Genomic DNA, 14,543 nt, shown 5'->3' with positions numbered 1-14,543 from the left:
CCAGTCCCCGATGGTGTGCGTGCCACCGCACGCTGAATTAACCTCCCGCTTCACCCGCGGCGGAGGCAGCCCGGGTCCGGCCGCGGATACACATGCAAAACCCCGCAGGAAGTGGTGTCAATCCCTGCGGGGCGGGTGAAGCATGGCGGAGGATAGGGGATTCGAACCCCTGAGGGCTTGCACCCAACACGCTTTCCAAGCGTGCGCCATAGGCCACTAGGCGAATCCTCCAGCAGCTGAGGTGCGCGAACACACAACAACCTCATGAATCCTACCCGGTTCTGCCTCAGGATCCCAACCGAGTGGTCGCCGGTAGTCAAAAATCTTGATATCTCAGAGGAGAGGTCGTCACTGTGCGGATGGCTCGTGTGCAGGACTGTGTCGTCTCGGCCAACATCCGCTAGACTGTGTGAGGCTCCTCGCGTGGCGCCATCCAGGCCAACTCCCCCAGGACGGAAACGTAGCAAGGGTAACCGGGCTCTGGCGGGTGCGTGAGGAGTCTTTTTAATATACGAGGCGGTGTGTGGGGCACGTCTGCGGCACCGTCTCACCTGGTGCGCGACACAAATTGCGCTAATACATAGGCTGGACACCGTGGCACGAAGCATCTACATCACCTCCGCCGAGGGGCACACCGGAAAATCAACGGTCGCGCTGGGGGTTCTCAGCACGCTCGTGCGTTCTACCCCCCGAGTGGCCGTCTTCCGGCCCATCGCCCGCTCGACCTCCGAGCGCGACTACGTGCTCGATATGATCAGTTCGCACGCCACAGCCGGGCTCCCCTATGACGATTGCGTCGGGGTTACCTACGACGAGGTCCATGCCGACCCGGATGAGGCGCTCGCCCGCATCGTCGAGCGGTTCAAATCCGTGGAGGCCCGCAGCGACGCCGTTGTCGTGATCGGCTCCGACTACACCGATGTGGGCAGCCCCACCGAGCTCTCCTATAACGCGCGCATCGCAGCCAACCTCGGCACCCCCGTCCTGCTCGTGCTGGGTGGACGCAAGGGCCAGGACAATAACGAGATGCTCGGCCAGTCCGAGCCGCGTAGCGCCGCCGAGATGAATTTCGTGGCCGAGATTGCGGCGAGTGAACTGCGGCACGAGCACGCCATGCTGCTCGCCGTGACGGTCAACCGCGCCGACCCCGACAGCCTGGGCGATATCCATCTCGCCGTTGAGCGGGCCCTCCACCCGCTGCACACCGTCCCCGTCTGGACCATCCCGGAGGATCGGCTCTTGGTGGCACCCAGCGTGGCCAGCGTCATGACGGCGGTCGAGGGCCGCCTTATTCGCGGCGATGCCGAGTTGCTGGGCCGGGAAGCCCTCAACATCGTGGTCGCGGGAATGTCGATGGAGAATGTGCTGCCGAGGCTCCTGGAGGGGTCAATTATCGTGACCCCGGGCGACCGTCCCGAGGTGTTACTCGCCGTGATCATGGCCAACGCCTCCGCAACGTTCCCCACTCTCTCGGGGGTCATCCTGAACGGTGGGTTTGAGCTGTCCGAGAGTGTCACCAGCCTGCTTGACGGCGTGGATTCGCCGCTGCCCGTCATCCTGACCAGCCTGGGCACCTACGACACAGCCCTGCGCATCACCAATACGCGTGGTCGCCTCGCCGCCGATTCACCCGGCAAGTTCGACAACGCGCTCGCCCTTTTTGAACAGCATGTAGACACCCGGGTTCTAGTGGATGCCCTCCAGGTGCACGCCTCCTCGGTTGTCACCCCGATTATGTTTGCGTATGGCATTTTTGAGCGCGCTCGTATCGCCAATAAGCACATCGTGCTGCCCGAGGGGTCTGACGACCGGATTCTGCGGGCCGCGAGCACCCTGATCAAGCGGGCCGTTGTGCGCCTCACGATCCTTGGCAACCCGGAGGAGGTGCGCCGCCGCGCCGCCGCGCTCGGCCTCGACATCGAGGGGGCCGAGGTGATCGACCCGACCACCTCCGAGCTCCTGCCCGAGTTTGCCCGCGAATACACCCTGCTGCGGGCCCACAAGGGGATGACCGTGGAGAAGGCCCTCGATATCCTGACCGATGTCTCCTACTTCGGCACCATGATGGTGCATCTGGGTCTCGCCGACGGCATGGTGTCAGGGGCCGCGCACACCACGGCGCACACCATCCGGCCCAGCTTCGAGATCATCAAGACGGAGCCCGAGGTGTCGATCGTGTCGAGCGTTTTTCTGATGGCTCTCGCTGATCGTGTGCTCGTCTACGGCGACTGCGCCGTCAACCCCGACCCCACGGCCGACCAACTGGCCGATATCGCCATCTCCTCCGCAGCAACCGCCGCGCAGTTCGGGATCGAACCGCGCGTGGCCATGCTCTCCTACTCCACCGGCGAGTCTGGTTCGGGGGCCGACGTTGAGAAGGTGCGCGAGGCCACCCGCATCGTGCGTGAGCGTCGCCCCGATCTGCTCGTCGAGGGTCCCATCCAGTACGACGCTGCCGCGGATGCTGCCGTCGCCGCCGCTAAAATGCCCGGTTCTCCGGTGGCTGGCCGTGCGACCGTGTTCATCTTCCCCGACCTCAACACGGGAAACAACACCTATAAGGCGGTGCAGCGCTCGGCCAACGCCGTGGCGGTGGGGCCGGTGCTTCAGGGTTTGCGCAAGCCGGTCAACGACCTCTCGCGCGGGGCCCTTGTGCAGGACATCCTTAACACGGTCGCGATCACCGCGATTCAGGCAGATAGCGGAGAGTAGGCCCCCATGAATTGTGTTCTCGTCGTGAACAGTGGATCCTCATCCTTTAAATACCAGCTGATCGAGATGAGCACCGAGCGTCGCGTGGCCTCTGGGCTTGTGGAGCGGATCGGCGAACCGATGGGTCGGGCGGTGCATCAGACCGACGAGGGAACGTCGGAGCTGGCGCACCCGATCCCCGATCACACCGCCGGCTTTGCGCTGATGATGGCGGCCTTTGCGGCGGCCGACAGCGACCTGAGCGAGATGCCGATTGTGGCTGTGGGTCACCGTGTGGTGCACGGCGGCAAGCGCTTCTTCGCGCCGACCGTGATTGATGACGACGTAGCCTGGAATATTGCCGACCTCGCCGACCTCGCCCCGCTGCACAACCCGGCCAACCACCAGGGCATCGTGGCTGCCCGCCTCGCGTTTCCCTCGGTACCGCAGGTGGCCGTCTTCGACACTGCCTTCCACCAGACCATGCCTGCCGAGGCATACACCTACGCGATTGATCGCGAGTTGGCCGAGAAACACCGCGTGCGTAAGTACGGCTTCCACGGCACATCGCACAAGTTTGTCTCGGAAGAGGCCGCCCGCTTCGTGGGCCGCCCCAATGCAGAACTCAAGCAGATCGTGTTGCACCTGGGGAATGGTGCCTCCGCCTGTGCAATTGTCGGCGGCGTCTCGCAGGACACCTCAATGGGGATGACTCCGCTGCAGGGTCTCGTGATGGGTACCCGGTCCGGGGATGTTGACCCCTCTGCCCTCTTCCACCTCGCCCGCCACGCCCACCTGAGCATCGACGAGCTCGACACCCTACTCAACCGAGGCAGCGGCATGTTGGGCCTTGCGGGCACGGGTGATATGCGAGATGTGCATCGGCTCGCCGACGCGGGTGAGGCCCACGCCGTCCTCGCGCTTGACGTGTATGTGCGTCGCATTCGGCACTACCTGGGTGCCTACCTGGTTCACCTGGGTGGGGCCGATGTGATCACTTTTACGGCGGGCATTGGCGAGAACGGCCCCGAGATCCGGCAGGAGGTCTTGGCTGGCTTGGAGTGGCTGGGCATCCGTCTGGATCGTGAGCGCAACGCCTTGCCCAACACCGGCCCGCGTCGGATCTCGACGGACGACTCGCCCATCGCGGTTCTCGTGGTGCCAACAGACGAGGAGCTGGAGATCGCCAGGCAGACCGTCGAGACCATCACCGGGGTCGCCGAGTAGGAGCGCTAGCCGGGCATTCGGGTACCTGCTGAGGCCCGCTCAGAGTACAATTGCCGGGTGGCTACCGCACTGTATCGCCGTTATCGGCCAGAGAATTTTGCCGAAATGATCGGTCAATCGCAGGTGACGGCGCCGCTGATGACCGCGCTGCGCACCAACCGGGTCAACCACGCCTATCTGTTCAGCGGTCCGCGCGGCTGTGGCAAGACCACCTCGGCCCGCATTCTTGCGCGTTGTCTCAACTGTGCCGAGGGCCCCACCGATACCCCGTGCGGGGTGTGCCCGAGCTGTGTGGAGCTGAGCCGCCAGGGTGGCGGGTCGCTGGATGTTGTCGAGATTGACGCTGCCAGCCACGGTGGCGTGGACGATGCCCGCGACATCCGAGAGCGGGCCGTGTTTGCCCCGGCCCGCGACCGCTACAAGATTTTTATCATCGACGAGGCCCACATGGTCACGGCGGGCGGGTTCAACGCCCTGCTGAAGATCGTGGAGGAGCCGCCGGAGCATGTGAAGTTCATCTTCGCCACGACCGAGCCCGAGAAAGTGATCGGCACGATCCGCTCGCGCACCCACCACTACCCCTTCCGTCTGATCCCTCCGGGGGAACTGCTCGACTACGTACAGACCCTGTGCGAGAGCGAGGGGGTGACGACCGAGCCGGGCGTGTTGTCTCTCGCCGTGCGCGCGGGCGGTGGCTCAGCCCGAGACACGCTTTCTCTTGTGGACCAGCTGATCGCCGGTTCCGAGGGTACCGTGGTGGAGTACGAGCGCGCGGTGGGCCTGCTGGGTTTTACGCATACGGGTCTGCTTGACGATGTGATCGAGGCCCTCGGCGGACATGACGGCTCGGCGGCGTTTGCCGCGGTTGACCGGGTGGTGCAGACGGGTCAGGACCCGCGTCGCTTTGTGGAGGACCTGCTGGAGCGTCTGCGCGATCTGATCGTGGTGTCGGCCACCGGCCCTGCCGGTGCCGCAGCCGTCTTGCGTGGTGTACCCGAAGACGAGTTGCAGCGGATGAGTGACCAGGCCGCCGTGTTTGGTCCCGCCGAACTGTCCCGTACCGCCGATGTGGTCAATAAGACCCTCAACGATATGACCGGGGCCACCTCCCCGCGCCTGCACCTGGAGTTTATGGTCGCCCGCGCCCTCGTGCCGAGTATTACCGACGCCGAACGCGGCGCGCTCACCCGGCTGGAGCGGCTGGAACGCCGCATTGGGGTAACGGATGCCGGGGGAGCCTCCGCTGCTCCCCCCGCGGGGAGACCCGCCGCGGAGAGTGCTGCGGTAGCGTCCCGGGCCGAGCCGGTGCGAACCGAGCCGGTGCGAGAGGCATCGGTCACACCCGAGAGGCAGCCGTCGCCCCCGGCCGTCGCCGAGCCGTCCGCTTCGGCGGAGGCGACCCCCGCTGAGACTGTTGCTTCCGCAGAGGCCCAGCCCACCCGCCCGGCGTCACCCGAGAGCGGTCCTCTTGGCACGGTCTCTCTCGACCAGATGAAAAACTCGTGGCAGGAAATCCTCGACGTGCTGATGACGGCTGATCGACGCTCCTGGATGGCCGCGTACACTGCAACGGTGCGCAGCCTGGAGGGCGATATCCTCACCCTGTCCTTTCCGAGCGCCAACGATGTGGCGAGTTTCCGCGGGGGCAGCACCGGTGCGTCAAGCGTGAGCGAGCAACTACGCGGTGCGATCCAAACCGTCCTCGGCCTGCGGGTACGTTTTGTTGCCCGGGTGGATGGACCGGGTACCGCTGCTGTCTCCGCTCCGCCCACCGCGCAGCCGCCTGCCGAGGAACCGACTGCCGCAGAGCCGCCTGCCGCAGAGCCGCCTGCCACAGAGCCGCCGGTTACCGAGACCCCCACCGCCCGCACCAGTGCCTCGGCGAGTCTGGCCACCACCACCGTGGCCGCCCCCGCCCGCCCCGCTGCCCCTGTGACCGAGTGGCACACCGTTGCCATCCCCGGTGGCGCGGCGACTCCGGTCTCCCCGCCGGCCCCCCCGAGCGAATCCGTCACCCCGTCGCAGGCGGTCACACCGCCGCCCGCCGGGATGGAGTTTCCGCCGCGCCTCGGCCGTGAGGTGCCCGCCGCTCCGGCCGACCCCGAGCCCGAGGCTGTCGCCGAGGATGAGGTTCCCCCGCCGGATGACGAGTGGGCCCCGCCGCCGCCCGAGGAGACCCCGGCTCCGCGTCCGGTATCGACCCCGGCCGCGTCCGGTCCCTCCTTCGGCGGTGACGCCCCGGCCACCAGCACGCGCTACGGCGAGTCCGTGGTGCGCGAGGTATTGGGGGCCACGTTCCTCGAAGAGCGCGCGTATCCCGAGGGTAAGGGGTACTAACCGTGTACGAGGGCATCATCCAGGATCTGATTGACGAGTTCGGCCGTCTGCCCGGCATTGGCCCCAAATCGGCCCAGCGCATCACCTTCCACATCGTGCAATCGCAGAGCGCCGATGTCACCCGCCTCGCCGAACTCCTCGCCACGGTGCGCGAGCGGGTGCGTTTCTGCACCCAGTGCGGCAACGTTTCCGAGCAGGAGCTGTGCTCTATCTGCCGGGATGCCCGCCGGGATGCCGGTCTCATCTGTGTCGTCGAGGAGCCCAAAGACGTTGTCGCCATTGAGCGCACGCGGCAGTTCCGGGGGCTGTACCATGTTCTGGGTGGGGCCATCAGCCCCATCGACGGTGTCGGACCGGACGATCTCAACATTACCCAGTTGATGCGTCGCCTCGCCGACACGGAGGTGCGCGAGGTCATCCTCGCCACCGATCCCAACCTGGAGGGGGAGGCCACCGCCACCTACCTCACGCGGTTGCTGAAGACGCTGGAGGTGCCCGTCTCACGGCTCGCCTCGGGTCTGCCCGTGGGAGGCGATCTCGAATTTGCCGACGAGATTACCCTCGGCCGGGCCTTCGAGGGCCGTCTCACGGTCAGCTAGGCTGGCGCAACGCCTGCCCGCCGTACCGTTTCCGCAGAGAAACGGTACGGCGACACATATGCGCACCCCGCCTGCGGGGTGTCGTAAGATAAGTTTTCGGGCGTCTTCCCCCTGTTATTGAGCCGGAGAGGGTCACATGGCATTAATTGTGCAGAAGTTTGGCGGGTCATCCGTGTCGGATGCCGAGAGCATCAAGCGCGTCGCCAAGCGAATCGTGGACACCCGCCGCGCTGGAAACGACGTGGTGGTCGCCGTATCCGCCATGGGAGACACCACCGACGATCTGCTTGACCTCGCTAACGCGGTTTCGCCGATCCCCGCCCCGCGGGAGCTCGATATGCTGCTGACCGCGGGCGAACGCATTTCTATGGCGCTTCTGGCCATGGCGATTAAGGGGATGGGCCACGAGGCCCTGTCCTTCACAGGCAGCCAGGCCGGCATGATTACGGATGCCACGCACGGTGCCGCCCGCATCGTTGATGTCACACCCAAGCGGGTTCGCGCCGCCCTCGACCAGGGGGCCGTGGCCATTGTCGCCGGGTTCCAAGGGTTTAATCGCCACACGGGCGACATCACCACGCTGGGCCGTGGTGGTTCTGATACCACCGCCGTCGCGCTGGCCGCCGCGCTGCGCGCCGATGTGTGCGAAATCTATACGGATGTTGACGGTATCTTCACCTCCGACCCTCGTGTCGTGCCCCAGGCCAAGAAAATTGACTTCATTACCAACGAAGAAATGCTAGAACTGGCCGCCTCCGGTGCCAAAGTCTTGTATATTCGCGCAGTGGAATATGCCCGCCGTCACGGGGTCAAGCTGCACGTCCGCTCCTCGTTCAACAGCAACGAGGGCACCATCGTTTACAACCCCGAAGACGGCATCCCGAACGGAGGCAACGTGGAAGAGCCCATCATCACCGGTATTGCAACGGACACCGGCGAGGCGAAGGTGACGGTTGTTGGCGTCCCCGACATCCCGGGTAAGGCCGCCGAGATTTTTGAGATCGTCGCCAAGACAAATGCCAACATCGACATGATCGTGCAGAACGTGTCGGAGGCGGCTACGGGGCGTACCGACATCTCGTTCACGCTGCCCAGCGGCGACGGCGCGCGCGTCATCGGCGCGCTGGAAGCGGAACGCGCATCCGTGGAGTTTCTGAGTCTGCAATACGACGACCAGATCGGCAAGCTCGCGGTGGTGGGGGCCGGGATGCGCACCAACGCGGGCGTCTCTGCCAAAATCTTCCGCTCCCTCTTTGAAGCCGGGATCAACATCGAGATGATCTCGACGAGCGAGATTCGTATCTCGGTGGTCACCCGGGCCGATAGCCTCAATGAGGCTGCACGGGTGCTGCACACCGCGTTTGGCCTCGACGGCGACGAGGTTGCCGTGGTGCACGCGGGCACGGGGCGCTAGGCACCGCATTTTCCGGGGGTGCCGCCGCGCATCCCGACTTTTGCAACGTTACCCGCCCGAGGGGCGGAGAGATTCGAGGATACCCATGACTAACTCAGCCGTACCCGCCCTGCCCACCGTCGCAATCGTGGGGGCCACCGGCCAGGTGGGTGCCGTGATGCTGCGCCTGTTGGAGGAGCGCAACTTCCCCGTCGGTACCCTGCGACTGTTTGCCACGGCCCGCTCGGCCGGTACAACCCTCGCCTTCCGCGGTGCGGAGGTCACGGTGGAGGATGTCGCCACGGCCGACCCCGCCGGTGTGCACATCGCCCTGTTCTCGGCCGGGGCCACGGGTTCGCGTGCTCACGCCCCGCGCTTCGCGGAGGCTGGCGCGATTGTGATCGACAATTCGAGTGCCTGGCGGATGGACCCGCAGGTGCCGCTGATCGTGAGTGAGGTCAACCCGCACGCGATTGCCGAGGCGGTCACGGGCATCATCGCCAACCCCAACTGCACCACGATGGCGGCCATGCCCGCGCTCAAGGTGCTGCATCAGGATGCCGAGCTTGTCCGGCTCGTCATCACCACCTTCCAGGCGGTGTCCGGCTCGGGTCTTGCTGGTGCGGAGGAACTCGCCGGTCAGGTGCGCGCGGCGGTGGAGCAGGGAGACCTGACCCGCCTGGTGCACGATGGTCGGGCCGTCACCTTCCCCGCTCCCGCGACGTATGTGAAGCCCATCGCGTTTGACGTGGTGCCCCTCGCCGGGTCGATTGTTGATGATGGTTTGGGTGAGACCGACGAGGAGAAGAAGCTGCGCAACGAGAGCCGTCGCATCCTGGAGATCCCGGATCTGCGCGTCTCGGGCACCTGTGTGCGTGTTCCCGTGTTCACCGGCCACTCGCTGTCAATCAACGCGGAGTTTGCCCGCCCGCTCAGCCCCGAGCGCGCCATCGAACTGCTCGCTTCCGCCCCCGGCGTCCTGCTGAGCGATGTTCCCACGCCGCTCGATGCGGCCGGTGGCGACCCCACAATCGTGGGTCGCATCCGGGAGGATCAGTCCACGGCGGATGGCAACGGCCTGTGCCTGTTCGTGTCGAGCGATAACCTGCGCAAGGGCGCAGCGCTCAATGCGGTGCAGATCGCCGAGCTCGTGGTCGCGCGCGGCTAGGGAGTCAGGAGCCGCAGAAAGAAGCACAGCGCCAGCAGGAGCCCCGCCACGAAGTGCACCGAGAGTGCCCACTTGGCGGCCAGCTTGGCCGTGCGAATGGCGGTGTAGCGGCCCTGCTTTCCCTCGATACAGACGGCGACGCCCACGAGGGCGGTCAGCGGCGGGGCGAGCATCGTGAGGGGTAACAGGAACGCCGAAATCGTGAGCCCGCTTGAGGGGATGCCGGTGCCGCCCTGTCCGCCCGCTGGGGTGGCGCTGGCTGTGGCGCTCGCGGCTGAGAGCAGCGACTCGGTGGCAAGCAGCGCCACCAGATTGGCGGCGCAGAACATCACGGCCAACAGTGTAAAGGCGATGATAACCCCGCGCCGGGACAGCCGGAACGGCCAGGACTTGCGGGAGAGGTAGCCGCCGACCGTCGCGAGGATCACCGAGACGAGGGCGAGGAGCAGGATACGGATGGCCTCACTCGTGCCGGTGGGCGTCAGCCAGTGCCCGTTGCCCTCGGAGGCCACCGCGAAGAGGAGCGGTGTTTGCAGGATGAGCACCATGGCCCAGGCGGAGAACAGTCCCAGCGTCACGAGGGCGGCGGGCACCCACCCGTGGAGAAGCTTTCGCACGATACGGCACCCGTCCTCAGAGTACGGGGGCGTCGGCGTGGCTGTGGCGAGCATCTGACGGTAGCGGTCCGCCCCATCAAGCGCCGCCGTCAATTTCAGACAGGATCAAGTATACGGTGACCTGATTATTATTTGGGGGTTTTGGGCATGCCAATTTTGGGATGTCCTGCCGGTTGATGGTCTGGAGGCTACAGAACTGCGGGTACCAGCGTGATGAGCGTGGCTTCGGGTCGGCAGGCGAAGCGCACGGGGGCGTAGATGGAGTGCCCGAGCCCGGCGCTCACGTTCAGGAAGGCGGCGCGCCGATTGTGTTGCCAGGTGGAGAGACCCTTGGCCTGGTCGCGCGGCAGGTCGCAGTTGGTGGTGAGCGCTCCATATCCCGGGATGCACACCTGACCGCCGTGGGTGTGACCGGCGATGAGCGCGGTGGCCCCCGCATCCACCAGGGTGTTGAGGGCGCTCCGGTAGGGCGCGTGGACGAGCCCGAGGGTGGTCACGGGGCCCGCGGCGGGTTCCGCGCGCACCTCTGCAAGCTGTGCCGCCATCTGGTCGGCTCGGTCGTAGCCGATATGTGGGTCGTTGAGGCCGACGCATTCCAGGATGCTGTCGGCCACCGTGAGGCGGGCGGCCGAGTTGTTCAGGTTGAGCCAGCCCAGGTCATCCATAAAAAAGTGGGTGAGCGCCTCGTTGTCAAGGTTGGGGGTCCGGGTGGACTTCTGGCTGGGCTCTCGGAGGTAGCGCAGTGGGTTCTTCAGCATGGGTCCGTAGTAGTCGTTGGACCCGTGGACAAACACGCCGGGAATCCCCGCAAACGGTTCGAGTGCGTGTCGGAGTGCGAAGAGAGCCTGCTCGTGCCCGGCGTTGTCGCCGCTGTTGATAACGAGGTCGGGGGCGAGGGCCGCGAGCGAACGCACCCAGCGTTGCTTACGCGACTGCCACGGGGCCAGGTGCAGGTCGGAGAGCTGTAGCATCCGCAGGGGCCCCTGCCCGGCTGGCAGCACGGGCATGGTGACGTGTCGCAGCGTGAAGAGCTGCCGCTCAATCAGCGTTCCCCAGACAGCGGCGGCCACCCCCGCGGCCACGACGCCGCGGGCGGCGGTGGCGAGGGGGTGGTGGCGACGCGGTGCCGCACGTTCCGGCACTAGGAACACTTAATAATGATCGTGACCGAGTTGGTCTCTTTGGCGGCGGTGCCCGCGGCGGGGCTGGTCCCCGTGACCGTTCGATCGTTGCGGTTGGCTGGGACCTTGTCGCTCGTGTTGTCGCACTGCGCCTGCACGGTGGCAAAGCCGTTGGTGCGCAGCGTTTGCACGGCGTCTTTGTAGGTGCCGGAGACCGCCGGGATATTTTTCATGCTGCCGTTACTTCGGAAGATGGTCACGGCTGAGCCGTCCGAGAGGGCGGAACCCGCGGCCGGATCGGTGCGGGCCACCATACCGGCGGGCTGCTCTGAGTCGTCCTCACCGCCGTCCGCGACGGTGAAGCCGAGGTTGGTGAGCAGGGCCTGGGCCTTATCAAACTCCAGGCCGGTCGTGTCGGGCACGGCCGTGGTTTTGACGTTGAGCGCCTTCGAGTCGGCCGTGGCAAATTGTTCGCCGCCAAACTTGACGTCGGCTACATCCATAATGGCGCGGAACATCCTGTTTTTGGAGGTTTCGAGTCCGGGATAGCGGCGGGTATCCACCTTGCCCGTGGCGTTACCCACCCAGATGGCGGTTGTGGCCTTACTGCTGCCGCCAATCACCCAGTTGTCCCAGTAGTTGTTGGTGGTACCGGTCTTGGCAAAGTGTGGGATGCCGTAGCTGCTGAGTGCCGCCGATCTAGCGAGACCGTTCGTCACGGAGTACTGGAGCGCATAGGCCACCCCGGCGGCCACGCGCGGCTCGATACCCTGTCGGCAGCTCCCCTTGGTGAAGGGAACCTCCTTGCCGGCCGAGTTGGTGATGCTGTCGATTGCGTTGGGTTCGCAGACCTTGCCGTCGGAGCCAAACGCCGAGTAGGCCAGCGCCATCGTGAGCGGGGCGATCTCATCGGTACCGCCGTAGACCGAGCTGAGATTGTTCACGAGCTTGTTGGTGCCCGCGTTGTTGTAGGCAGCGCGGTGCACGCCGAGGTCGGTCGCCATCTTGGTGATGTCACACAGGTCCATCTTCTTGGCCATCGAAACAAACCCACCGTTAATAGACTGTGCGGTGGCCTCAAGAACGGTTTTTACCCCTTTGGCCCTGGTGGCGTTATCGAACTTAAACGAGCCGTAGTCGGCGACGCCCCCGGGTTTACAGCTGGCCTTAAACTGTGCCTGGTTGACGGCACCGGGGGTGGTATCCACACTGTCTCGCACGGAGTGGCCCGTGCGGATCCACTCGGCGAGGGTAAACGCCTTATAGGTTGATCCCACCTGGAAACCGGAGGAGCCGCCATAGTCTACGTCGGTGTTGTAGTTCACCGCCGTATAGGCACCCGGATTGGCGTTGAGCACCTCTGGATCGTCGTTATAGGGCTTATTTTGGGTCATCGCGAGGATGCGCCCCGTGCCGTTCTCCACCGTAATGGCCGCGGACCCCACGTCAATGCCCTCCATCTGGGCGGCGACATTTGCCGCCATGGCGGTCTGGGCGGCACCCTGGACATCCAGGTCGATGCTCGTGTAGATATTGAGCCCGCCGCGGCGGAACTTAAACCAGCGTTCTTCGGGAGTGTTGCCAAAGCTCTCGTCGTGGCGGATGGCCCTGCTCACGTAGTCGCAGAAGAACGCGAGGGGACCAGCTACGCTACAACCGCTCTGTTTGACGTGGATGTCGGGCACAACCTCCGTGGCGATTGCCTCGTCATACTCGGCCTGGGTGATCTTCGTGTGCTTGAGCATATCGCCCAGGATCATGTCGCGGCGGCCCTTATTGGCCGGAATATTCTCGGCCTTGTCAATCTGTAGCTTGGCGGGGTTATTGACCGTGGCGATCAGGCTCGCGGCCTGAGGCAGCGTGAGATCCTTGGCGCTCACGTTGAAGTAGTACGAGGCTGCCGCCTCAATACCGTAGATGGTGCGGCCGAAGAGGGCAATATTCAGGTAGCCCTGCAGGATCTGGTCTTTGCTGTACTTCTTCTCGACCTCCACCGCAAGCTTCATTTCTTTGAGCTTGCGGTCGGGGGTCTGGCTTGTCGCCTCGTCGTAGGCCGCGTCGCGCTCCTCTTTGTTGAGCTTAGCTTCGGCCTCCTGTACCAGGACGTTCTTAACGTACTGCATGGTGATGGTGGAGGCACCACTCGTCTGAGCTGAGCTAAACGTGTTGGTGAGCATGGCTCGGCTCATCGAGATCATATCCACGCCGCCGTGCTCGTAGAAGCGCGGATCTTCGGTCGCGATTGCGGCATCCTTGGCGTACTGGGAGATTTCGTCCCAGCCAACCTCCACGCGGTCCTGCACATAGAACGTGGCAATCCGCACGTTTTCATCGCCCTGCTTGGCGTAGAGATTTGATGGCTGGGCCAGGTCTTCAATCTTCAGGATCTCGGGTAGGTTATCGAAGACGCTGATGGCCGTGTCGGTTGCGCTGCTGGTGACGGCAACAACCGGGAGCACACTGGCGCTCACGAGCACGCCGGCGACGGCGCTCATAGCGACAACGCCCAGGACGCCACCCACGGCACTGTTAAAGGTGCGGGGAGTGACGGGGCGCGCGCCGCCCTTTTGGGCGCGCTTGGAGGAAGAACCTAAACCAGTCATATCAATTACGATAGGTGACAAATCTGAAAAACAACCCATGAGCGGCGCGCTGAACCGCGCGTTGACGTCGCGAGGAGTATATAAATGTCCGAAAATCTAGGCGCGCATCCGCCGTTACCGCCCCACTGGGAGTATTTTGTGACGCCCCTTCTGTTACACAGTGAGGCGCAGATTCTCAACAACTGGGGGTCTGAGGGCTGGGAACTGGTGCAGGTCGTGGCCGGTCCCGCCGGCGGTAATGTGGGGTACTTCAAGCGCCAGGCGGTGTCGGTATGAGCACCTACGAGCAGCGACTGAGCGAGCTGGGCATCACCCTGCCCGAGATCGCGGCCCCCGTGGCCGCCTATGTGCCAGCCCTGCGGGTGGGAGATTTCGTCTATACCTCCGGGCAGCTCCCGTTTGTGTCGGGGGCGCTCCCGGCCACCGGTAAGGTGGGCGACGGTCATGGGCTGGTGCCGGCATCCGATGCCCAGGAATACGCGCGACTGTGTGCCCTCAACGGCCTCGCCGCGGCGAAGGGTGTTCTCGGTAGCCTGGAGGCGATTGAGCGGGTGGTCAAGGTCACCGGGTTTGTGGCCTCCGACCCGTCGTTTACGGGCCAGCCCGGTGTCATCAACGGTGCCTCGAATGTGCTGGGTGAGATCTTCGGGGAGGTCGGCGTGCACGCCCGCTCGGCCGTCGGCGTGGCCGTGCTGCCACTCGATGCCCCCGTTGAGGTGGAGTTTGTGTTTGCCGTGAAGCCGGGTGCCTCACGATGAGCCGCCAGGTGCGGTGAAGCCCAGCAGAA

General features: G+C 65.0%; 11 protein-coding genes, 1 tRNA gene and 1 other RNA gene. 9 read left to right on the top strand and 4 right to left on the bottom strand.

Annotated features, from left to right (window positions below; genetic code table 11):
• Positions 1 to 143: 143 nt before the first annotated feature.
• Positions 144 to 231 (bottom strand) — tRNA-Ser (locus FB466_RS09005).
• 179 nt (positions 232 to 410) lie between these two features.
• Between FB466_RS09005 and ffs the strand changes: the two genes are divergently transcribed.
• From ffs to FB466_RS08970, 7 genes are all read left to right on the top strand, one after another.
• Positions 411 to 507: signal recognition particle sRNA small type (gene ffs, locus FB466_RS09000), an RNA gene on the top strand.
• An 87-nt stretch (positions 508 to 594) separates the two neighbouring features.
• Complete coding sequence (gene pta, locus FB466_RS08995) at positions 595 to 2,712, top strand: phosphate acetyltransferase (RefSeq protein ID WP_141917745.1); 2,118 nt, start codon at positions 595 to 597, stop codon at positions 2,710 to 2,712.
• Between the two features lie 6 nt (positions 2,713 to 2,718).
• Positions 2,719 to 3,918, top strand: coding sequence for an acetate/propionate family kinase (locus FB466_RS08990; RefSeq protein ID WP_141917744.1), 1,200 nt, complete (start codon positions 2,719 to 2,721; stop codon positions 3,916 to 3,918).
• A gap of 57 nt (positions 3,919 to 3,975) precedes the next feature.
• Positions 3,976 to 6,255: a DNA polymerase III subunit gamma and tau gene (locus FB466_RS08985; protein ID WP_141917742.1), complete on the top strand. Its 2,280-nt coding sequence runs from the start codon at positions 3,976 to 3,978 to the stop codon at positions 6,253 to 6,255.
• 2 nt (positions 6,256 to 6,257) lie between these two features.
• The gene (gene recR / locus FB466_RS08980) at positions 6,258 to 6,854 is read left to right on the top strand and encodes a recombination mediator RecR (RefSeq protein WP_141917740.1); all 597 of its coding nucleotides are present in this window, start codon (positions 6,258 to 6,260) and stop codon (positions 6,852 to 6,854) included.
• 136 nt (positions 6,855 to 6,990) lie between these two features.
• Complete coding sequence (locus tag FB466_RS08975; protein WP_141917739.1) at positions 6,991 to 8,268, top strand: aspartate kinase; 1,278 nt, start codon at positions 6,991 to 6,993, stop codon at positions 8,266 to 8,268.
• Between the two features lie 85 nt (positions 8,269 to 8,353).
• Positions 8,354 to 9,415: an aspartate-semialdehyde dehydrogenase gene (locus tag FB466_RS08970; RefSeq protein WP_141917737.1), complete on the top strand. Its 1,062-nt coding sequence runs from the start codon at positions 8,354 to 8,356 to the stop codon at positions 9,413 to 9,415.
• Here FB466_RS08970 and FB466_RS08965 read toward each other — a convergent pair.
• From FB466_RS08965 to FB466_RS08955, 3 genes are all read right to left on the bottom strand, one after another.
• The gene (locus FB466_RS08965) at positions 9,412 to 10,032 is read right to left on the bottom strand and encodes a hypothetical protein (protein WP_141917736.1); all 621 of its coding nucleotides are present in this window, start codon (positions 10,030 to 10,032) and stop codon (positions 9,412 to 9,414) included. The genes FB466_RS08970 and FB466_RS08965 overlap by 4 nt on opposite strands.
• Before the next feature lie 188 nt (positions 10,033 to 10,220).
• Positions 10,221 to 11,183 carry a metallophosphoesterase gene (locus tag FB466_RS08960; RefSeq protein WP_425460903.1) on the bottom strand — a complete coding sequence of 321 codons (963 nt, stop codon included), beginning with the start codon at positions 11,181 to 11,183 and terminating at the stop codon, positions 10,221 to 10,223.
• On the bottom strand, positions 11,174 to 13,756 hold the full coding sequence (locus FB466_RS08955) for a transglycosylase domain-containing protein (RefSeq protein ID WP_141917734.1): 2,583 nt from the start codon (positions 13,754 to 13,756) through the stop codon (positions 11,174 to 11,176). The genes FB466_RS08960 and FB466_RS08955 overlap by 10 nt, the downstream gene beginning before the upstream one ends.
• An 84-nt stretch (positions 13,757 to 13,840) precedes the next feature.
• On the opposite strand from FB466_RS08955, the gene sp36 reads away from it, so the two are divergent.
• Together sp36 and FB466_RS08945 are read left to right on the top strand one after the other, a co-directional pair.
• Positions 13,841 to 14,032 (top strand): Sp36 family protein, encoded by a 192-nt coding sequence (sp36, locus tag FB466_RS08950; protein ID WP_141917732.1) that lies wholly within the window; start codon positions 13,841 to 13,843, stop codon positions 14,030 to 14,032.
• Entirely contained in the window at positions 14,029 to 14,514 is a 486-nt protein-coding gene (locus tag FB466_RS08945; RefSeq protein WP_141917731.1) for a RidA family protein, read from the top strand. Before sp36 ends, FB466_RS08945 begins: the two co-directional genes overlap by 4 nt.
• Positions 14,515 to 14,543: the final 29 nt, after the last annotated feature.

This window comes from Klugiella xanthotipulae (assembly GCF_006716695.1).
Lineage (GTDB): Bacteria > Actinomycetota > Actinomycetes > Actinomycetales > Microbacteriaceae > Klugiella > Klugiella xanthotipulae.
The sequence above is the reverse complement of the archived record's forward strand: the minus strand, read 5'-3'. Positions and strand labels throughout refer to the sequence as shown.

Bases quoted from the DNA above. Each gene is read 5' to 3' on its own strand.
- FB466_RS08990 (WP_141917744.1), top strand. From the start codon at position 2,719: ATGAATTGTGTTCTCGTCGTGAACAGTGGATCCTCATCCTTTAAATAC.
- FB466_RS08975 (WP_141917739.1), top strand. From the start codon at position 6,991: ATGGCATTAATTGTGCAGAAGTTTGGCGGGTCATCCGTGTCGGATGCC.
- FB466_RS08970 (WP_141917737.1), top strand. From the start codon at position 8,354: ATGACTAACTCAGCCGTACCCGCCCTGCCCACCGTCGCAATCGTGGGG.
- FB466_RS08955 (WP_141917734.1), bottom strand. From the start codon at position 13,756: ATGACTGGTTTAGGTTCTTCCTCCAAGCGCGCCCAAAAGGGCGGCGCG.
- sp36 (WP_141917732.1), top strand. From the start codon at position 13,841: ATGTCCGAAAATCTAGGCGCGCATCCGCCGTTACCGCCCCACTGGGAG.
- FB466_RS08945 (WP_141917731.1), top strand. From the start codon at position 14,029: ATGAGCACCTACGAGCAGCGACTGAGCGAGCTGGGCATCACCCTGCCC.